We start from the raw sequence: 20,399 nt of genomic DNA on the forward strand, positions 1-20,399 counted from the left end.
GGCGCCTCTTTTCAGTTCGTCGTATCCGGCGTGAGCGGCGAGGTTTTGAACCGGCTGCGGTAGTCGCTGGGCGTGGTTCCGAGGTGGGCGCGGAACAGATGGTTGAAATTCGAGACGTTGGTGAATCCGCAGCGGGGGCCTATTTCCGAAATGGGGAGCTGCGTCTCGACGATGAGCTGCGCGGCCCGGTTGATGCGGAAGCTGTTGATGTATTCCCACAGGTTCTGGTGCGTGCGGCGTTTGAAGTAGCGGCACACCGACGACGGGGACATGTCCACCGAACGGCCGATCTCCTCCAGCGAGAGTTTGCGGGAATAGCTCTCCTCCACGAACCGGACGATTCGGCGCACCCGGTCGTCCTGGTAGGAACCGTCGTGACGCGAACCGATCTGCTGCACCTCGTCGGGCGGCGCTGTGGCAAGGTCGTTGAGGATGCTGAAAAAGAGCGAGACGGCTTCGAAGCCGTCGAGTTTGGGCAGCGATATCATCCGTTCGAGCACGGTGTCGATCGTTTTCGGGGCGAATCGCAGTCCGGCCGCAGGGCGGAGCAGCATTTCGCGGATGGGACGCATGTGTTCGAGCGAGAGGAACTTCCAGTCGGGCATCTCGCGGCTGAACATGACCGTGGCGGTTTCGCACTTGGCGTCGGCATACGCCGCGTCGCGCTTGAAACGGTGCGGGGTTCCGGGATTGATGAGCACGAGGTCCTTTTCGGTGAAATCTTCGACCGCGTCGTCCATGATGCGCTGGCCGCGCACGTGGAGCGTCAGGCAGAGCATGTAATCTTCGTGGTAATGGAGCGGAGGATCGGTCTGCTTGTCGGGCCAGTAGTGGGTCACGAATAAATTGTTGCTGCCCATAGGAGTAATATCGGCGAGAATCTGCTTCATAGTTGGGCAAATATAACTAATTTTAAAGAGAAACGTCCGATCGGGGTGAATATTTTGCGCTTTACATTATCTTTGCAATATGGCAGTTATCAGATTGACTAAAGAATTTTCGTTCGAGGCGGCTCATGCGCTCGACGGATACGACGGTCCGTGCCGCGAGATTCACGGGCACTCCTACCGTCTGTTTGTAACGGTTAAGGGTACTCCGGCCGAAGATGCGTCCAACCCGAAATGCGGCATGGTGCTGGATTTCGGCGTACTGAAACGGATCGTCAGCGAGGAGATCGTCTCGCATTTCGACCATGCGCTAGTGCTGCGCGCCTCGGAATCCGGGGAGGAATTTTTCCGCGTGCTCGCCGAACGCTTCGGCAATGTGGTTACGGTGGGCTACCAGCCGACGTGCGAGAACATGCTCGGCGATTTCGCCGCCCGCATCGCCGCGCGCCTTCCCGAAGGCGTCGCGCTCCACTCGCTGCGCCTGCACGAGACGGCGACATCGTTCGCCGAGTGGTTCGCCGAGGACAATATGTAAGAAGACAAGCAGGGATTCCGGATGCGGCGGGTTTGTGAAAATGGCCGCAGCGGGGCAAAGGTGACTCTAATTGACGCAACTTATCTGATATGAAAAAACTCTTTCTGGTCGACGCCTATGCGTTGATTTTCAAGTATTACTATGCCTTTTTGGGCCGTCCGATGCGTAACCGCGAGGGGATGAACACCTCCGTGGTGTTCGGCTTCGTGAAGTTCCTGCGCGACATCCAGAAACGCGAAAGGCCCGATCTGTTGGGCGTGGCGTTCGATCCCAAGGGCGGCAGCTTCCGCCGCGACATCTTTCCGGAATACAAGGCCAACCGTTCCGAAACCCCCGAGGACATCCTGCTTTCGATACCCTACGTGAAACGGGTGCTCGACGCGATGTGCATTCCGATTCTCGAAGTGGCGGGTTACGAGGCCGACGACGTGATCGGAACCCTTTCGCAGAAGGGTGTCGAAGCCGGTTACGACGTCTATATGGTGACGCCCGACAAGGATTACGGCCAGCTGGTGCGCGACAACTGCCGCATCTACAAACAGCGGGGCGCCGAGGGCAGCATCGAGATCGTCGACCGCGAGGCCATCCGCGAGAAGTACGGCATCGACGACCCGCAGCTGGTGCGCGACATCCTTGCGCTGTGGGGCGATGCCTCGGACAATATTCCCGGCGTCCCGGGCATCGGCGAGAAGATCGCCTGCAAACTGGTCCGGGAGTGGGGAACGGTGGAAAACATTCTGGAGAATGTCGGCAAAATTCCCGGGAAGCAGGGCGAGAAGATCGCCGGGTGGGCCGACAACCTGCGGCTGGCCAAGCGCCTGACGACCATCTGCCTCGACGTGCCGATCCCCTTCCGCGAGGAGGACCTCACGGTTTGCGACCCGCATATCGACCAGCTGCGCGGGATCTTCGCCGAATTGGATTTCAAGGCTTTTATGAACGATCTGACGAACCTCGCACCCGCCGAGCCGCTTCCCGAAGGTCCGCGCCAGGAGGCGCAGACCCAGCTGGCGGAGATGGCCCGCGCCAAGTCGGCCGCGGCGAAGAAGGCCGCGCTGGCGGGACAGGGCAATCTGTTCGGCGACCCCGTCGTGCCGCTTCCTGCGGCGCAGGAGGTTCCTGTGGCCGAACTTCAGGCCGAAGCCGAGGCGATACAGTTCCGGACGGCCCAGACGACGCCCCACGAGTACACGCTTGTGGAAACTGCCGCGCAGCTGCGCGAGGTGGTCGCCGCGGTCGGCAGATACCCCGAATTCTGTTTCGACACCGAGACCACGGGTTTCGACATCTTCAACGACCGCATCGTCGGGCTGTCGCTCGCCGTGGAACCGTTCAAAGCGTGGTACGTGCCTTTCCTGGAGAAGGATACGCCCGAGTATGCGGAGATCGTGCGGCCGCTGTTCGAGGATGAGAAGATCGCCAAGATCGGGCAGAACATCAAGTTCGACCTGATGGTGCTGCGCCGGCTGGGCATCACGATCCGGGGCCGCATGTACGACACGATGATCCTCCACTACCTGCTCGATCCCGAGTCGCGCCACAACATGAACGCCCTTGCGGAGAAATACCTCAATTACAAGCCCATCGAGATCGAAACGCTCATCGGCAAAGGCTCGAAGCAGCTGACGATGGACCTTGTGAACGTCGAACGCGTCAAGGAGTACGCCGCCGAGGATGCCGATGTGACGCTGCAACTCAAGCAGGCGCTCTACCCCATGATCGAGCAGATCGGCCTCCAGCACCTCTATTTCGAGATCGAGGAGCCGATGATCGCCGTGCTGGCCGACATTGAGATGGCGGGCGTGAGGATCGACTCCGAAGCGCTGGCGGTCTATGCCGTCGAGTTGAACCGCAAACTCGCGGAACTGGAGGCGGCGATCCGCACCGAGGCGGGCGAACCGAACCTGAACATCAACTCGGCGCGCCAGCTGGGCGAGGTGCTTTTCGGGAAAATGCGCATTGCCGAGAAGCCCAAGATGACCAAGACCAAGCAGTTCTGCACCGACGAGGACTACCTCCAGTTGTTCGCCCGCAAACACCGGATCGTCGATCTGATCCTCGAATACCGGGGCGTGAAGAAACTGCTTTCGACCTATGTCGAGGCGCTGCCCCAGCTGGTCAACCGCTCGACGGGGCGCATCCACACCTCGTTCAACCAGGCCGTGACGGCCACGGGACGCCTTTCGTCGACGAATCCCAATTTGCAGAACATCCCCGTCCGCGACGACATGGGCCGCCGCATCCGCAAGGCGTTCATCCCCTCGGACGACGATCACCTGCTGCTTTCGGCCGATTACAGCCAGGTCGAACTGCGGCTGATGGCCCACCTTTCGGGCGACGAGTCGTTGATCGCGGCCTTCGAGCACGGCGAGGACATCCATGCCGCCACGGCCGCCAAGCTCTTCAACAAAACGCTCGACGAGGTGACCTCCGAAGAACGCCGCCGGGCCAAGACGGCCAATTTCGGCATCATCTACGGCATTTCGGCCTTCGGGTTGAGCCAGCGGCTCGAAATTCCGCGCAAGGAGGCCAAGGAGATCATCGACGGCTATTTCGCCTCCTACCCCGGGGTCAAGAAGTATATGGACAACGTGGTCGAGAAGGCCAAGGAGGAGGGTTTCGTCTCGACGATTTTCGGCCGCCGCCGCTACCTCAACGACATCGCGTCGCACAACGCCATCGCCCGCGGCCTTGCCGAGCGCAACGCCGTGAACGCCCCGATTCAGGGTTCTGCGGCCGACATTATGAAGATCGCCATGATCAACGTTCACCGGCGTTTCGCCGCCGAAGGCATCCGCTCGCGGGTGATCCTGCAAGTGCACGACGAACTGGTGGTCGACATGCTCCGCTCGGAGCAGGAGCGTGTCACGGCGATCGTCACCGAGTGCATGGAGTCCGCCGCGCAGCTCAAGGTCCGGCTGATCGCCGACGCCGGCGTGGGCGGCAACTGGCTGGAAGCGCATTGATTGTGGAAAAGTCACAACCGATGCGCCTTGCGCCTCCATTTCGACAAAACCTCTGAACCTCCCTTTGAAAAGGGAGGCTTTCGGGAATAACTGTTTACAGCCATGATTGAATCACCCTATCAACCTTCGCCCGACCGTTACGACGACGGTATGGTCTACCGGCGCGCCGGGCGCAGCGGCGTGCTGCTGCCGGCCTTTTCGCTGGGTATGTGGCACAATTTCGGCAGCGGGCAGGCCTTCTCCAACGTGCAGCGGATGGCCCATTACGCCTTCGACCGCGGAATCACCCATTTCGACCTTGCGAACAACTATGGGCCGGCGTACGGCACGGCCGAGGAGAATTTCGGCCGTCTGATGGAACGCTCGTTCCGCCCCTACCGCGACGAAATGTTCATCGCGACCAAAGCGGGTTACGACATGTGGCCGGGACCCTACGGCAACTGGGGATCGCGCAAATACCTCACAGCGAGCCTCGACCAGAGCCTGCGCCGCATGAAACTCGATTATGTCGACATCTTCTATTCCCACCGCCACGACCCCGAGACGCCCCTTGAGGAGACCCTCCAGGCATTGGTCGACATCGTCCGCCGGGGCAAGGCGCTCTACGTCGGATTGTCGCGCTACCCGCTCGAAGCGGCGCGTTTCGCCTTCCGCTACCTCGCCGAACGCGACGTTCCGTGCCTGCTTTTTCAGGACCGGTACAATATCTTCAGCCGCCAGCCCGAAACTTCGGGCGTGCTGTCGCTTTCCGCCGCGTCGGGTTCGGGCTTCGTCGCCTTTTCGCCGCTGGCGCAAGGACTGCTGACGGGTCGTTACCTCGACGGCATTCCGCAGGATTCGCGCATGGCGGCGGGTCGTTCGTTGCAGCGCGAGGTGCTGACCGACGCGATGCTGGAACGTCTCCGCGCCCTGAACGACATCGCCCGGCAGCGCGGCCAAACGCTGGCCGAAATGGCGCTGGCATGGCTTCTGCGCGACAAACGCGTTACGTCGGTAATCGTCGGGGCCAGCTCCGCGGCGCAGATCGAAGACAACCTGCGGGCGTTGGAAAACGCCTCCTTCTCCGACGACGAACTGGCGCGCATTGATGCCCTTTCGCGGGAATGACCCTCTTCCGAAGCCGAAAAAAAGACCCGATTTCCTGCGAAATCGGGTCTTTCGTGTCATGGGAAGGCGCTGCCGCTTCTGGCCGATGTAGAAAAGGCGGGGATGCGGGCGGCCGCCAGGGCGAAATAGTTTTCGGTCCTGCAAGATAGGTTTTTAAACCGGAACCGTCAAATCCGGACGCATGAAAACGCCGAACCCTGCAACGGGTCCGGCGTTCCGGTGAGGCGTCACCCAACGGGCGTCAGAAGGAGATACCGACGCGGATACCGAAATTGTTGATGTTGTTCATCGAGTAAGTCAGCACGTCGCCGCTGTTGGTCGAGTAGCTGTAATAGAGCGCTACGTGGAACCCCAGCCGGTAGTCGGGCCTCGGGAATATCGACACGCCGATTTCGGGCGAGAGGTAGAATCCCCAGGTGTCGGTGTACTGCTTGATGATGTAGTAGTACGATGACATTTCGGCGTAGTTGGCGCCCAGCTTCAGACCCGCATATGGCTGGAATACGCTGTCGGTAAGCCAGTTGTATCGTCCAGTGACACCGAACGGCAGCTGGAACAGCGCGTGTTTCTGGTTGGTCGTCAGCGCCGATCCGTTGCCCAGATCGAGCGTCTGGCGCGAAATGCTCTGGAGGTTGGTCTGGTAGGAGATGAACGGACCGACGGTGATGGCCGGCGTGACGAAGTATCCGCCTTCGAAGTTCATGCCCCAGCCCGAGGCCTTGTCGGCGAAACCGGCGCCCAGAGGCACGCCTACCTGCCAGTCGATGTTGATGTAGGTGTTGGGGAATACCTGCGCTTTGCCCGGCATGGCCGCAGCGAGCATCAAGGCGCAGAAAGCGATGGTTTTGAGGTATTTCGATGTTTTCATAATCGGACGATTTTTTGCTGTTAAACTATTTGGCCAGGTAAGGCGACTGTTCGAATGCCTGCTCGACGGCGGCGATCGTGCGCTGCTGGTTGAGGTCGGCGTCGGAGGTCAGCAGGCCGCCGATGAAGCTGTCCCATACGATAGGCAGTTTCTTGCCGCTCTCCTGATCGGCCTGGAGGTCCAGCATTTCCATCAGCAGCGAACCGGCCGTGTACCCGTAGTAAACGCTGTAAGGATAGTGCCATCCCACCCAGTCGCCCCAGTAGCCGGGAGCCCAGTAGTAGGGATAGTACCACCACCAGTAGGGATAGTCGTAGCCTACGAAGTAGGTCACTTTGCGGACGTAGCTGAGCTGGATGCCCACGCTGGCGGCGTCTTTGTCCTCGGTGCGCGTGTAGCCCGCATCGTCGAGTTTGCCGACCACCGTGCCGATGATCGCCATGGCGTCGGCGTCTTTCCAGTATTCGGTTTTGTCGCTGTTCCCGATGATCAGGATACTGTCGGGAATGTAGTAGGTGTCGATCGCGGCGAAGTCGGTGCCGGTATCGTGGGCGGTGTAGACCAGATAATCCCTGTGGAGATCCGACGTCGAGGGTTCTTTCTGGCACGAGCAGAACGCAGCTACGACGAGCGCGAGTGCAATGTAACGGATTTTTTTGACGTTCATGGTTGTTTAATTTTTTTGGTTTGCTGTCCCGACCATCGTTTCAAATTCCGTTCCCCGCGCGCGGGTTTCCCGGCGCAGGGCCCGAATCGCGTATAAAGAAGCCGTTTTCATGACACGGAGAACCCGATCCCCGCGTAAACGGCACACTGATAGCCGGTTGTCAAAACCGGTCCAGATCTGACAACCCGTATGAAACAGCCACTATGAAAGAATCCCCGCCGCAAATGGGCGATCCGTAAGAAATCCGGTCAGAGGCCGATGCGCCGAACCCGGTTTTCGAAATCGCTGCGCGAGCCGAGCGCCGAATTGCGGAGTTTGGTGCGATAGGTATAAACCGTTGCCGAAGCGCAGTTCAGAAAACTGGCGATGCAACCGCTGTCGGTGATCCCCAGCCGCATGACGGCCAGGATGCGCAGTTCGGTCGAAAGAGCCCCGTCCGAACGCACCGGAAAACGCGCCGGCTCTTCGAGCAACTCGTTGACCCGCTCTACGAAGTCGGGGAAGATGCCGAGGAACGTTTCGTCGAAGATGCGGTAGAAGTCGCGGTAATTGCGGTCCACATCCGAAGGCGACCGCAGTTTGCGCATCAGGGCCTCCGTACCGTCGGTTTTGGCGGTTTTTCGCAATTCCATCCGGTATTCGTCGACCCGGCCGATGTAATGCGTGGCGAGCTGCATGTAGCGGAACACATAACTGTCTTTGATCTTGTTGGCATCGCGCAGATGGTCGTTCACGATCCGGAACTGTTCGTTGCGTTCGTGAAGCCGCCTGTTGACTTCGTAAATCAGGGAGGTGTTGCGCCTCAGCCGCCGGTGCTGGCGCTGCGTGTGGAACAGCAGCAGGGCTATGATCACCAGCAGAAGCAGGAAAACGCTGACCATGACCGTCAGGATGCGGCTGCGGGAGTTGATGCTGTAAACCACGGCCTGATTGATGATCATCTCGGCCTGGCTCGAATGGAAGATGCGCGTGTTGTAGTTGCACGAAAGCATATCGGCGACCGTGCACTGAATGTAGCGGGCCGCACGCTCCATGTCCTTCTCCTCGAACATCATCAGCGCCAGTTCGTACAGGGAGAGGTACTCCCGGACGGGGGTTCGCAGGTCGTTCACCGCGGCGCGGGCGAGCCAGTATTTGCGCTGCTCGCGGTCGCCGAGGGTTTCGTATACGTTGGCTATGTTGTACGCCACGCGGGCCAGTGTCCGCGAACTCTGCCGGGGGTTGTAAAGCGGCAGCAGCACATCGAGCGCCTCGTCGCAACGCTGCTGCGACAGCAGGTCGATGGCCCGCAGCCGCTGGCGTGTGACGTACGAGTGTCCGTCGAAGCCGATGCGCACGCGCCGTATCCGGGCGAGTGTGTCGGCATAGGCCCTGCTGCGGGATTCGGAGGTGTTCTGCGAGGCGAGACGCCCGTAGACGACCATCTGCTGAGTGTAGTAGTTCGCACGCATCCGCTTGGTGATGCCTGCGGTATCGAGCGACCGAATCCGGTCGTAAGCGTCTTCGATGTTGTTGCGGCCGATCAGGACGGATATGTCGCAGGTGGTGGACAGAAACTTCATGTCCCGGCGGCCCGTGTGCTCGGCAAGGTCGTACATCAGGGCGACGTAACGGGCCGCCGTGTCGATGTTGTAAGTGATATAGGAATCGAACAGCCGATTGGCCGTCCTCCACCGCATCGTGTCGTCGGACGCGGTGCATAGTTCCCTCCGCAGCGAGTCTACTCGCCGTTCGAAACGTACCGCATAGAGGCCCTTACTTTCGATGACCTGATCCAACTGGTCGAGTATCTGTTCGTTATCACTCTCATGACAGGCACAAAGCAGAACCATACAGATCACAAAAACGAGGGGGGGGGGAGAACATGATCAACTTTTTCATCGGGACGCTTGTTCAAATATACAAATTTACAAAAAAAGACGAATCCCGCACCGTTTTCCGGCGGAGATTCGTCGCACGTTCCGGTCTTCGGCGGCCGGATCAACCGATGATTTCGATCTTCACCTCCCGGCGGATGTCAGCCGCGGGGACCTCTATCACATGGCATTTCAGCTTTTCATCGAACACAGGCTTCACGCTGCGGCCGCCGACCTTCGCTCTTTCGATCTTCCCGGCGGCGGGGAGCTGAAGCCGGTAGGCGCGTTTGACGACCTGACCTTCGTAAGAGCCTGCGGTGGGACGTACCGTTACGGTCGTCACCCGCCCCGTCCGGCGGTAATTGAGCTGCGTGGTCGCATACGCGCCCTGTTCGTAATCGCGGGTCACTCCGTCGTCCTCGTAGAGCGTATAGGTGTTGTCGGCATCGCCGGCCGAGGGGTAGACGCGCATGACGAGCGTCGTGAGCGGCGTCGAGGCCGGCCGCGGCGTATAGGGCTGCATGGGCAGCACCCAGCCTCCCCGGACGTAGAGCGGAAACTCTTCGAGCGGCTTGGATATTTCGCACTCCCGGCCGCCGTCGAAGCGTTCGTGGGTGAAGAAGTCGTACCAGACATCCTCTCCGGGGAACCACACCCGCTGCGAAGCGACCTTGTCGGGGCCCGTGCCGGGCGAGGCGATGGGAGCGGCGAGCAGCAGGTCCCCGAAAAGGAACTCCTGCTCGTTGCAGTACGCGCGTTCGTCGCCGCCGTATTCGATATACATCGGGCGGTTCAGCGGCACCATCGTCGAATGGGTCTGCCAGACGCTGCTGTAAACGTAGGGCATCAGCTCCGAGCGCATGTGGTACATGCGGCGCATGGCGGCGGTTTCGCGTTCGCCGCTGATCCACGGACGGCGGTCGAGCCGCGCATCCTTGGTCGAGTGCACGCGCAGGGCGGCCGACAAGGCTCCGAACTGCGTCCAGCGCACGGTAAGTTCGGGATTGGGGTCGCCGCGGAATCCGCCGATGTCGTGCGCCCAGTAGTAGCAGCCCGCATTGCCGCTGGCGGCCGTGAGCTTGACCTCGAAAGCCAGCATCTCCCAGTTGGCCTGCGCGTCGCCCGAGAACTGGATGGGATGGCGGTGGTCGCCCCACCCGGCCCAACGGCTGTAACCCGCGCCGCGCAGTCCTTTCCGCTCCGTTTCGCGGTAGTAAAGTTCGTTGATCCACTGCAACGAGGTGGAACGGTATCCCCGCACCTCGGGATAGAGGTAGTTCTGCTGCCAGTCGAGCCACCAGAAATCGACGCCCATATCCTCGGTGGTGTGATGGGCGTGTTTGAAGAAGGTCTCCATGTATTTGCGGTCGCCCAGGTCGAAAAGGAGCGGTTTGGCCGGATCGGCCCCCATATCCTTCATAAAGGCGCCGTACATCTCCTCGTGGGGACGGATGCCGTCGTGCGGATGGTCGTTGAGCGACACGGTCACGCCGCGGCGGTGCACCTCGGCGATCAGCGCTTCGGGATCGGGAATGCGTTCGCGCTCCCAGGTATAGCCCGTCCAACTGCGGCTGCCGGCATGACCGGTGCCGGTTCGGGCCGTGTAGGTGTGCCAGCCCATGTCGAAGACGAGGTTGTCGAGCGGGAAGTCGTTCTGCTCGTAGCCGTCGATGATCGAGAGGAACTCCTCGGAGGTGTAGTCCCAGTAGCGGCAGTACCAGACGCCGTGGATGTATTTGCGGGTCATCGGAACCCGTCCGCCGATGGCTCCCAGGTCGGCCAGCGCGGCCTTGTAGTCGTTGCCGTAGACGAAGCAGTACTGGTCCTGCACATGGCTGCGGGTGTCGCGCGGGCGGAGCCATCCATCGACCAGCAGGTCGGAGCGTTCGTCGTCGATCACGTACCAGCCGTCGCGGCTCAGCAACCCGTCCTGCATGGGGATTTCACCGGTGACGCGGTCGAGGGTTTCGACCGGACCGCCGAGGTTGTTGCGGAAGATGCAGCGGTTGGTGAACTTCTTTTCCTTGCCGTTGAGCTTGTAGTAGGCCGCGAAGTTGTGCAGTCCGAACGGGAAGCCGTCGTGCTCGTAGACGATACGCAGGGCCTCGGTCGTGATCTCGTAGCGGTCGCCGCCCAGCGCCCGCACCTCGAACCGGTCCGCGGGAAGCAGGTTCGAACGGTCGTAGGCGAAGATCGTGGGATCGTCGATGAATTTGCCGTCGCGGGCGAATTCCAGCCGGAAGAGCGTCGGCGTGATGAGCGTCAGGCGGTTCTCGCCGAAGACGAGCGGATTCCCTGATGGCTGTGCGACGGCCGAAAGTCCGCAGCTCAGCAAGAGCAGAAGTGTCGGGAAAAATTTTTTCATGGATTGAAAAACAGTTGAAAAATTCTCCGCACCGTTCATTCCGACGATGCGGAGAGGGGATTCGATTCTTCGTAATGGGTTCTATTCGTTCCGGATACTCTCGGTATAGACGTTTCCGTAGGGGTCGGACGCCTTTACCGTGACTTCGCTCCACGTCGCGGACGACGGTTCGTAATAGAACATGTGGTCGTTGTTCGTCTCCGGTTCGGCCGTCGGGCGGTGCTCGGGTTTGGTGTCGCCGTACATGAAGTCGTAGGCCCGGCGGTCCATCTCGTATTTCAGGTTCGATCCGGAGGGCAGGGTCGTCCAGGCGGCATCGTCCTCCCGGACCTCGACCGTCCAGGTGGAGTGCCAGTTGAAGATGTTGAAGATCAGCCCGTCGCGGTATTGCTCGGACACCGCCTGCCCGGGACCGTAGAGGTACATCTGGTACTCCTTGGGATAGGCCGTACCCTTATAATACCAGTTTGCGATCCGGTTGCCCTCGATCTCGTAGACCGCATAGCCCCGGGGGCTGCCGTCGTTGCACAGCTCCTCGCCGTTCCAGTAGGCGCCCATCACGGCGCCGAGCGTGTTCTCCTCGATGGTTTCGGAGATCGTCGTGGTGTAGTTGTTGTGCGAGTGTCCCGAAAGGATGCGGACATTGTATCCGTCGAGCAGGGCGTAGAGCTCCCGGTAGTTGGCGATGTGGCTCGTGGGGCGGTTGCGGCGCGAGGTGGCGATATGCACTCCTATGATGATGAGTTTGTCTTTGGGCACGTGTTTCAGGTCCTGTTCCAGCCATGCCATCTGCGCCTCGGTGATTTCGGCGGTGTAGTTGGAAGAGCCGGTGTAGAGCACGTCGTCGAGCACGACGAAGTGGCAGTCGCCGATGTTGTACGAATAATAGGTGGGGCCGAACGCCGCACGGAAACTGTGGTCGGCCTCCGTGTCCATGCCGATGGCCTTGTCGTGGTCGTGGTTGCCGATCACCTGGAAGACGGGTACGCCGATCTTCCGGATCTGCTCCTTGTAGACGCTGTGGAAAGGCATGTTGTCCCACACCAGGTCGCCCAGCGAAATGCCGTAGACCGGTTTGTCCAGCTGCTGTACGTAGGGCACCAGCAGGGGCAGCACCTCTTTTTCGAGCATCACGACCTCGTCGTCGCGGCCGATCTGCACGTCGGCCAGCGCCAGCAGGGTGAACCGCTCCTTTTTGCCGGTGCGTTCGAGCGTGAAACTGCGCTGCACAACGTCGTTGTCGCCCAAGGCGATCTTCTTATAGATCTTCGGCATGCCGTTCTCCACCGGGATCTCGCAGTCGGCGGGCACCGAGACGAACACGAACGGAGTGCTCTTCTTCACGCGCATCTGGTAGACCCCCTGCGCATCGGTGGTCGTTACGGTGAAGCCGTCGCTCACAACCGCGCCTTCGATCGGATTCTTGCCGTCGGTCACGCGGCCCACGAGGTTCATGCCGGGTTCGGGGGCGATGTCAACCTTTTCGTAAAGGCCGCCGAGTATTTGGGCGCCTTCGTCTTCGGAGCAGGCCGTGAACCCTCCGGCGAGCAGGACTATCAGCAGGTATTTGAACAGGTGTTTGATCATTGTTCGGTTTTTTTGTTTGGTTTATGAAAAGGCCGGATTTCTCCCCGGACACCCTCGGGCATCCGGGGAAAAGCGGCGTTCTACTCTTCGGCCGTACCTCCGTACCCCGGATTCTGCTTGATCAGGTTGTTGGCCGATATGGCCGAGTTGGGAATCGGGAAGCGGTTCATGTTCTTGTCATTCGAGGGGGTGTGGTCCCACCACGACTCGGAGGTGAACGCGCCCCAGCGGATCAGATCGGTGCGGCGGCGTCCCTCTCCGAGGAACTCGATCATCCATTCGTCGAGCATGCGGTATTCGTCGAGATTGTCCGCGGTCACGGGATCGGGGTCGTTGCGGTTCTCGAAGTTGCGCGCACGCACCTGATTGATCAGTTCGGCGGCCTCTTTCTTGTGCCCGGCGCGCAGTTCGCATTCGGCCAGCATGTAATAGATCTCCGACAGGCGGATGACCGGACAGTCGGGATTCCAGCGCAGCTGCTTGTCCGCAAGGTTGGGCTGCGGGGATTTCACCAGACGGATGCCCGAATTCTCCTCGCCGTCGGCCATCGTCGAAGTCAGTTCGGCCACCGAGCCGTATTTGCTGCCCACCTCCGAGAAGCGGGCCACCTGATCCACCATGTCGATGACTTTGCCGCTGTACTCTTTCTGTCCCAGGCACACTTTGGTCGGATCGTCGAAGTTGACCTGCTTGCCGACGAGGAACATGCCCTCGTATCGCTTGTTGCCGAGATAGCGGTAGGGCTTCTTGCGCAGGTCCTTGTCGTTGAACTTGCGGTAGGGGCTGCCCAGCTTCCACTGGGTGTAGTAGCTCCCCTGCGGGTTGAGCGAAGGCGTCAGGATGAAGCCGTTGTAACCGGCGGTTTCGATGTCGAAATAGACATAGGACGAATTGTGGTAGAAATACTTGAAATACCAGCTCCACTCGACCTTCGAGTTCTCCGACGGAACGTTCCAGATCGCCTCGTGCGAAGAGTCGTTGTCGAACGTGTGGGGGCCGTACCACGTGTCGTCCAGTTCGTAGACGCCGTAAAGGCCGCCGATGATGTCGCGGCAGATCTGCGCGCATTCGTCGAAGTGTTCCTCGCCGATGTACGCTTCGGCGTTGAAATAGAGCTGGGCCAGCATCGCCGCCGCGGCAGCCTGCTTGATGTAGCCGTCCTCCGGGGCTCCGAGCGAGGATTTCTTCGCCAGGGCGGGAATGGCGTTTTTGAGCAGCGTTTCGACGTGCCGGTAGGTTTCGAGCGCCGTATTGCGGGGGCGCAGACCGTCGTTCACCGAATGGTAAATCGGCATCCCTCCGAAATAGTCGAGACCTTTCATGTAGAAGTAGGCCGTGATGGCGTTCAGCTGGTTGATGTGGTCGGCCTTGACGGCGTCGCTGAGCCCGATGGCGTTGTAATCGACGCCTTCCAGATCGGCTTTGGCCTCCAGAGCCCGCGAAATGCCGCCCGTCGTGCCGTCGTAGGTGTTCACGACGAAACGGTCGTCGGGCGACCAGGTGTGGTAGTGCAGGCGGTAGTACTCTCCGCCGTTGTACCAGTCCGCGCCGCGTTTGGGACAGGTCATTTCGTCGGTCGTCAGTTCCTGGAGGTACCAGCGGTCGGCGCCGATGTACCACTTCCAATGGGTGAAGGGGCGGCACAGCACGGCATAGGTGCTCTCGGGCGAGGTGAAGAACGTGTCGGGGGTCACCTCCGAATAGAACTTCTCGTTGAGATCGCAGGAAGGCGCGGAGAGTGCGGCCGCTCCGGCCAATACGGCTGCTATATGTTTGAATTTCATATTCATCTCTGATTTTGTTTAGAACGTTAATTGCACGCCGAGCGTGAAACGGGTCGTCTGCGGATACATCGACGCCGTGTTGTTCACATACTCGAAACCGGGGTTCAGGCCGTTGATGTCTACCTCGGGGTTGATGCCGTTGTAATCGGTGAATACGGCCACGTCGCGGATCGTCAAGTAGATCTTGGCCGACTGGATGTAGCGCGTCCACCTTTTCAGGTCGAGCGTGTAGCCGAGGTTGATGGCGTCGATTTTGAGGAAGGAGGCGTCGTCGATCCAGTAGTCGCAGAGGATCTTTTCGTCCTTGATGTTGCGGTTGCGCGTATAGGCCGACTTGAGGACGTTGAGCTGCGAATCGTTGGCCAGTCCGTAGTACATGTTGACCTGGCTGAACACGTCGTAATCGAGCCAGCTGCGCAGGAAGACCGACAGGTCCCAGTTCTTGTAGCGGAACGTGTGGTCCCACGAAAGGATCACTTTCGGAATGGCGTTGCCCACGAAGTGCTTGTTTTCGGCGACGAGATTCGACTTGGTGCCGTCCACGGCAGGCACGATCTCGTTGTTCTTGTCGTAGATCATCCATTTGCCGTCCTCGTCGAGTCCGGCATACTTGTAGACGAAGAACTGGCCGATCTCGACGTCGTTTTGCAGGCGCACGGCCGTGCCCGGGTTGCCCGGCGAGGGGAAGGTCACCTGGTCGAGGAAGTAGCCGTCGTCGCCCAGACGCTTGATTTTGCTCTTGTTATGCGACAGGCGCAGGCTGGACGTATAGCGGAAATTCTTGCTGCGGACGATGTCGCCGCCCAATTCGAATTCCCAGCCCTTGTTTTCCAGACTGCCGATGTTCTTCATCACCGTATCGTGCACCATCGGGGGCATCGGGGCGTTGACTTCGTAGAGCATGTCATCGACCTTGCGGTGGTAGATGTCGAACTTGCCCCACAGCCGGTCGTCGAACAGCGAGAAGTCCAGACCGAAATTCAGCTCCGATTTCTCCTCCCATTTGAGGTCGGGGTTGACGTTGCGGACCGAACCGTAGCCGGGCTGCCAGATGCCGTTGGTCGGCCACATGTCGTTGGCCTTGTACATGCGGGTCGTGTAACCGTTTCCGAAGCCGTTGTTGCCCGTGACGCCGTAGCCCAGGCGGACTTTGAGGTCGTTGACCCACCTCACGTCGCGCAGGAACGTCTCGTTCGAGATGCGCCAGCCTCCGGAGAGGGCCCAGAAGTTACCCCAGCGGTTGTTCGCGCCGAATTTCGAGGAACCCTCGCGGCGGAAGCTCGCGCTCACCATGTAGCGGTCCCTGTACGAATAGTTGGCGCGGCCGAACAGCGAGAGCAGCCGTTCGCGCGGGTCCTTGCCCGAGTCCATCGTGGCACGCCCTTCCGAGAGGTACGAACCCACGCCCATATCCCACGGACCGACCCCATCGACCGGGAAGTCGTAGTTCGCCATGTTGAAATCTTCGCCGCCGGCCTGCCAGAAACTATAACCGGCAACCGCGTCGAGCGTATGGTCCTCGCGGAAAACCTTGTGGTAGTTGGCATAGGCTTCGATCGAGACCCGGTTGTCCTTGCTGAACTTGTGCGACGCTCCGCCGCGGCGGCTGTTGTCGATCGACTCCTTGTGGTCGTGCGAAACGTAGGTGTACTGCTGATACTGGCGTTTGTCGATACCCACGGTACCCTGCAATGAAAGACCTTTCATCAGGTTGATTTTCACGGTCGCATCGGCCAGCAGCCACTGGTCCTTGCCGTTGTTCGTGCGCAGCATGATGTCGGCCACGGGGTTGAAGCTCGTTCCCGAGATGCCGTTGCCGACGACGTTGTAGTTCGACGGATTGGCGGGGTCGCGGAGCGGAATGGTCGGGTTGAGCCCGAAAGCCATCTTGAAGATGCCCGACGAGTTGCGGTTGTCGCGCTCGGCCTCGCGGAACTGGGCGTTGGTGCGGATCTCGACCACTCCGTCGAAAAGGTTGAACTTGGCGTTGACGCGGCCCGAGTAGTCCTTGCGGTTGTCGCCGATGACGATGCCTTTCTGGTTCTGCGCCATGAAGGAGGTGTAGACCTGCGCCACGTTCGATCCGCCCGAAATGCTCACCGAATGGCGCTGCGAAAACGGAAGCTCGTTGGTAAGCTCCTTGTACCAGTCGGTGTCGTGACCGTAGTCCTCGCCGAGTCCGTACTCGACGTACTCGCTTGATGAGAGCAGGTCGGGGGTCTTGCGGATGGCCTCGACCGAGAATTCGCCCGTATAACGCGCCGTTACGCGGCCCTGCCGGGCCTGTTTGGTCGTGACGAGGATCACACCGCCGGCGGCGCGCGTGCCGTAGATGGCGCCTGCCGAGGCGTCTTTGAGCACGTCTACCGACTCGATGTCCTCCTGATTGAGCGCGCGCATGTCGCCGCCGGGGATGCCGTCGATGATCACGAGCGGACCTTTGCTGGCGTTGACCGAAGCCACGCCGCGCAGCTGGAAGTCGTTGCTGCTGTTGGGGCTGGCGCTGCCCGAAATGGTCAGGCCGGGAATCTTGCCCTGAAGCGCCGTGGCGATGGTCGAGCCGCCCATGCCGGCCACCAGATCGTCGCCCTTGATCGAGGAGATGGACGAAGTCACCGACTTCTTCTCCATCGTGCCGTAGCCGATCACGACGACATCTTTCAGCATCTGGCTGTCTTCCTCCAGAACGATGTCGAGCACCGACTGCGCGCTGACCTTGACGGTCTGCTCCACATAGCCGATGTAGGAGATTTTCAGTTCGCCTCCGGCAGGAACCCCGATCGTGAAACGACCGTCGGCCCCCGTCGTCGCACCTGTCGTCGTGCCGACCACCACGACCGTGGCGCCGATGAGCGGTTCTCCGGCCTTATCGGTCACCTTGCCGCTCACCTGGTTGCGGTTCTGAGCCTGCGCCAGCGACGCGGCCGCCGTCAGCACCAGGCAGAACACGAAACGCAGAAAATACCCTGCATAGGATTTTCCCGTATCTGCAAATCTGTTTTTCATATCTGTCTTCTTGTTTTTCATTGATTTGACACCGCAGGACTATTCGGCTGCGATCTTCGTCATTTTGATGTCGTCGAGGAACCAGCGGAAGTAGCCGTTTTGTCCCTGCTGGGTCGAACGGATAACAATCCGGGTGTCGGCCGTAATGCCGTAAAGCTTCACGCTCATCGGAGTCCATCCCCAACTCGGAGCCGGTGTCATCGGCTCGCACAACTTCTCCGAATCACCGTTCACGGTACCGGGACCGGCAGTGATTTCGACCGTGACGGTAACACCGTCCGGAGTTCCCGAACCGCCGATATTGGCACAGGTTTCCATCGACAGCTCGACATCGGTACTCTGGCCGGCCTTAACTCCGATTGCAGGAAGAATGACGCCCGTCTGAATATTTTTACCTCCCATATGAAGATAATCGGAAGCGATGAAAAGACAATTCGCATCCGGATTGAAGTCGGTGAGACCGCATTTCGCCCAAGCCGCCTTAATCTCATCGTTCTTCTGTACGCTGAGACGCGTCCATTTGGTGCCATTGAGCCCCACCTGGTCGTCCATACCAAACGGAATGGCCCAGTCGAACGGCTCGTTATAATAGACATGCCCGACCTGCTGGCCGTCGTCCTCGAACAGATTGTCCTTGGCGTTCTGGCTGACACTTACGGTCTCTTCGAGTCCGGTCTGCGCAGTGACGATCTTCACTTCTCCGCTGCGGAGAGCCCCCGTACCGTTCTCTCCGACCGTGAGCGTCACCTCGGTTTCGCCCGCATCGCCCGAAGCCGGGCTGAGCGTCAGCCAGCCGTCGGCGGTCGAGGTCCATGCCTCGGCGGCAGTAACCGTGAACGTCAGCGGCGTGCGCTCCTCGTCGGCAAAGCCGAACTTATTGACCCTGAACGACGTTGCGGAAACTTTCAGCCCCTCGAGGTTCTGGGTCACGGTGACGGTCGCACGCTTCGAACCGGCGACCACGACGAATGTGCCGGTACGCACGGCGCCGGTCGTATTCTGGGCGATCGTCAGCTCTACGTCCTCTTCGCCGGCTTTGCCCGAGGTTTTCGAGGGAGTGATCCAACCGCTGTCCCCGGAGGGCTCGATCGTCCAGTCGCTGTTCGCGGAGATATAGACCGAGGCTTTCTCGCCCGTTTCCAGCAGGCCGGATCTGACGACGGTGAGTTTGCCCGGGGAGACCATCAGGGCGTCGATTTTGAGTTTCTGGGTGACAGCGACCGTTCGCCGCGAACCGCCGCCCTCGAATATGACATAGCCTTCGCGGTCTTTGCCCGTGTCGTTTTCGTCGATCGCAAGGAAGATGCGCGTACGGCCGCGGTCTCCCTCCGTGTGGGTCGGATGTATCCACTCCTCGACGTAGGTCGCCTGCCACGCATGGTTCGACCCGAGGTCGAAATTGACCGTTTCGCCGTTGGCCGTCAAACCGTTGTATTCCACTTCGATCTCCTGTTTGGAAACCGTGATGAACGCATCGGGATCGTCGTCGTCGCAGGCCGTGAAGAGGGGGCCCGACAGCAGCAACAGGGCGGACGACGCCCGGATTATTATGTATTTGAAATCCATTGTTATTCTGATTTTGAGTTGATTGCGGTTAGTTGCGCGGAGCTTTCACGATCTTCACGTTGTCGAGATACCAGCGGAAATAGCCTTTTTCGCCGGCGGTCACACCGGGATTCCCCTGCTGCGTCGAGCGGATGGCGATACGGGTCGCAGCAGTCACGCCGTAGAGTTTCACGCTCATCGGCGTCCATTTCCAGGTCTGGTCGGGTTTCATGGCCTCGCTTTCGCGGTCGGAATTGCCGTTGACCGTGCCCGGCCCCTCGACGATCTCGACCGTGACGGTCACCGCGTCGGCCTTGCCGGAGCCGCCGATATTCGGGCAGGTCTCGAACGTGAGTTCGACGTTGGAGGCTTTCTTGCGGCCGATTTTCAGGGCCGGCAGAATGATTCCGGTCTGTTTGTCGGTCGCTCCCATCTTGAAGTATCCGGCGCAGGCATACATCGTTTTGCCCACGGGGTTGTAATCTTGAAGCCCGGCTTCGCCGAATTTTTGCAGCGCGTCGCCGGTGCTATAAATGTTTTTCGCACCGTTCTGCGAACCGAGTCCTACGCAGTCGGCGCCGCCGTACACGGCGATCCAGTCGAAATTCTCCGAATAATAGGTGTATCCCACGGGATTTCCGTCGTCGGGATCGGGATCGAGCGTCTGCGTGACGGTGACCCGCTCGGAGAGTTTTCCGCTCGTGACGGTGAGATGTCCGGTGCGTTCGCCGGCGGTTTCATTGGGCTTCGCTTCGAGCGTTACGGAAACGCGTCCTTTTCCGGTCGGTTTATCGACATCGAGCCATTCGGCATCGGACGTGATGACATACCCCCGGTTTGCAAGTACGTCGAACGAGGCTTTCGAACCGGTGTTCAGCATTCCGGTCTGAATCAACTCCACATCGACCTTGCTTACGACGAGCCGGTGTGCGGCGTCTTCCGCTTTGTCCTCGATGCAGGAGGGAAGCAGGAAGACACAACCCATCAGAAACAGCAAGCTTAGATGCAAGTGTAAAAATGGTTTCTTCATAAAAATTAAGAGTTTTAGTTTGTTGGTCAGAAATCGAACCTTATTAAAAAAATTGCAAATCATAAGTCCGAAATTATGTTTTACAAAAGTATCCATTTTATAAAAGGCAATAAATAGAGCCGGTCTATAATATAGAACCCTACAAAAACCAACATTTTGTTTATAAGACATTTACAAATGTACGACTACCGTTGTT

13 protein-coding genes are annotated in these 20,399 nt (G+C 59.6%); 3 read left to right on the forward strand and 10 right to left on the reverse strand.

All coding sequences use genetic code 11. The annotated features are described in order from the left end of the window. Positions 1-11: 11 nt before the first annotated feature. Positions 12-890, reverse strand: coding sequence for an AraC family transcriptional regulator (locus DWW03_RS04435; protein ID WP_022062165.1), 879 nt, complete (start codon positions 888-890; stop codon positions 12-14). Positions 891-984: 94 nt separating this feature from the next. Here DWW03_RS04435 and DWW03_RS04440 point away from each other — a divergent pair, with 94 nt between their 5' ends. The 3 genes from DWW03_RS04440 to DWW03_RS04450 all read left to right on the forward strand — a co-directional run bounded on the left by DWW03_RS04440 (position 985) and on the right by DWW03_RS04450 (position 5,495). Then, complete coding sequence (locus DWW03_RS04440; RefSeq protein ID WP_118406381.1) at positions 985-1,422, forward strand: 6-pyruvoyl trahydropterin synthase family protein; 438 nt, start codon at positions 985-987, stop codon at positions 1,420-1,422. An 89-nt stretch (positions 1,423-1,511) separates the two neighbouring features. After that, complete coding sequence (gene polA / locus DWW03_RS04445) at positions 1,512-4,388, forward strand: DNA polymerase I (protein ID WP_022062167.1); 2,877 nt, start codon at positions 1,512-1,514, stop codon at positions 4,386-4,388. Positions 4,389-4,490: 102 nt separating this feature from the next. Further along, positions 4,491-5,495 carry an aldo/keto reductase gene (locus DWW03_RS04450; RefSeq protein ID WP_022062168.1) on the forward strand — a complete coding sequence of 335 codons (1,005 nt, stop codon included), beginning with the start codon at positions 4,491-4,493 and terminating at the stop codon, positions 5,493-5,495. Positions 5,496-5,736: 241 nt separating this feature from the next. On the opposite strand, the gene DWW03_RS04455 is transcribed toward DWW03_RS04450, so the two are convergent. The 9 genes from DWW03_RS04455 to DWW03_RS04495 all read right to left on the reverse strand — a co-directional run bounded on the left by DWW03_RS04455 (position 5,737) and on the right by DWW03_RS04495 (position 20,203). Further along, positions 5,737-6,363 (reverse strand): outer membrane beta-barrel protein, encoded by a 627-nt coding sequence (locus DWW03_RS04455; RefSeq protein ID WP_118406382.1) that lies wholly within the window; start codon positions 6,361-6,363, stop codon positions 5,737-5,739. 25 nt (positions 6,364-6,388) lie between these two features. Beyond that, entirely contained in the window at positions 6,389-7,030 is a 642-nt protein-coding gene (locus tag DWW03_RS04460) for a DUF4136 domain-containing protein (protein WP_015546908.1), read from the reverse strand. 248 nt (positions 7,031-7,278) lie between these two features. Beyond that, positions 7,279-8,862 carry a DUF6377 domain-containing protein gene (locus tag DWW03_RS04465; RefSeq protein WP_118406426.1) on the reverse strand — a complete coding sequence of 528 codons (1,584 nt, stop codon included), beginning with the start codon at positions 8,860-8,862 and terminating at the stop codon, positions 7,279-7,281. A 148-nt stretch (positions 8,863-9,010) separates the two neighbouring features. After that, the gene (locus DWW03_RS04470) at positions 9,011-11,251 is read right to left on the reverse strand and encodes a glycoside hydrolase family 31 protein (protein WP_118406383.1); all 2,241 of its coding nucleotides are present in this window, start codon (positions 11,249-11,251) and stop codon (positions 9,011-9,013) included. A gap of 81 nt (positions 11,252-11,332) precedes the next feature. Continuing rightward, a complete protein-coding gene (locus DWW03_RS04475) occupies positions 11,333-12,838 on the reverse strand; it encodes a calcineurin-like phosphoesterase C-terminal domain-containing protein (RefSeq protein WP_022062173.1) in 1,506 nt (501 codons plus the stop codon). A gap of 80 nt (positions 12,839-12,918) precedes the next feature. After that, the gene (locus DWW03_RS04480; RefSeq protein WP_022062174.1) at positions 12,919-14,622 is read right to left on the reverse strand and encodes a RagB/SusD family nutrient uptake outer membrane protein; all 1,704 of its coding nucleotides are present in this window, start codon (positions 14,620-14,622) and stop codon (positions 12,919-12,921) included. Positions 14,623-14,640: 18 nt separating this feature from the next. Beyond that, complete coding sequence (locus DWW03_RS04485) at positions 14,641-17,628, reverse strand: SusC/RagA family TonB-linked outer membrane protein (protein ID WP_022062175.1); 2,988 nt, start codon at positions 17,626-17,628, stop codon at positions 14,641-14,643. Between the two features lie 39 nt (positions 17,629-17,667). Beyond that, positions 17,668-19,194 carry a BACON domain-containing protein gene (locus DWW03_RS04490; RefSeq protein ID WP_022062176.1) on the reverse strand — a complete coding sequence of 509 codons (1,527 nt, stop codon included), beginning with the start codon at positions 19,192-19,194 and terminating at the stop codon, positions 17,668-17,670. Positions 19,195-19,222: 28 nt separating this feature from the next. Next, positions 19,223-20,203 carry a BACON domain-containing protein gene (locus tag DWW03_RS04495; RefSeq protein WP_229028783.1) on the reverse strand — a complete coding sequence of 327 codons (981 nt, stop codon included), beginning with the start codon at positions 20,201-20,203 and terminating at the stop codon, positions 19,223-19,225. Between the last annotated feature and the right edge of the window lie 196 nt (positions 20,204-20,399).

The organism is Alistipes sp. AF14-19 (genome assembly GCF_003461645.1).
Classification (GTDB): domain Bacteria; phylum Bacteroidota; class Bacteroidia; order Bacteroidales; family Rikenellaceae; genus Alistipes; species Alistipes shahii.

Excerpts from the sequence above, each read along its gene's own strand:
- DWW03_RS04435 (WP_022062165.1), bottom strand. The coding sequence starts at position 890 with ATGAAGCAGATTCTCGCCGATATTACTCCTATGGGCAGCAACAATTTA.
- polA (WP_022062167.1), top strand. The coding sequence starts at position 1,512 with ATGAAAAAACTCTTTCTGGTCGACGCCTATGCGTTGATTTTCAAGTAT.
- DWW03_RS04450 (WP_022062168.1), top strand. The coding sequence starts at position 4,491 with ATGATTGAATCACCCTATCAACCTTCGCCCGACCGTTACGACGACGGT.
- DWW03_RS04455 (WP_118406382.1), bottom strand. The coding sequence starts at position 6,363 with ATGAAAACATCGAAATACCTCAAAACCATCGCTTTCTGCGCCTTGATG.
- DWW03_RS04460 (WP_015546908.1), bottom strand. The coding sequence starts at position 7,030 with ATGAACGTCAAAAAAATCCGTTACATTGCACTCGCGCTCGTCGTAGCT.
- DWW03_RS04465 (WP_118406426.1), bottom strand. The coding sequence starts at position 8,862 with ATGGTTCTGCTTTGTGCCTGTCATGAGAGTGATAACGAACAGATACTC.
- DWW03_RS04470 (WP_118406383.1), bottom strand. The coding sequence starts at position 11,251 with ATGAAAAAATTTTTCCCGACACTTCTGCTCTTGCTGAGCTGCGGACTT.
- DWW03_RS04475 (WP_022062173.1), bottom strand. The coding sequence starts at position 12,838 with ATGATCAAACACCTGTTCAAATACCTGCTGATAGTCCTGCTCGCCGGA.
- DWW03_RS04480 (WP_022062174.1), bottom strand. The coding sequence starts at position 14,622 with ATGAAATTCAAACATATAGCAGCCGTATTGGCCGGAGCGGCCGCACTC.
- DWW03_RS04485 (WP_022062175.1), bottom strand. The coding sequence starts at position 17,628 with ATGAAAAACAGATTTGCAGATACGGGAAAATCCTATGCAGGGTATTTT.
- DWW03_RS04490 (WP_022062176.1), bottom strand. The coding sequence starts at position 19,194 with ATGGATTTCAAATACATAATAATCCGGGCGTCGTCCGCCCTGTTGCTG.
- DWW03_RS04495 (WP_229028783.1), bottom strand. The coding sequence starts at position 20,203 with ATGAAGAAACCATTTTTACACTTGCATCTAAGCTTGCTGTTTCTGATG.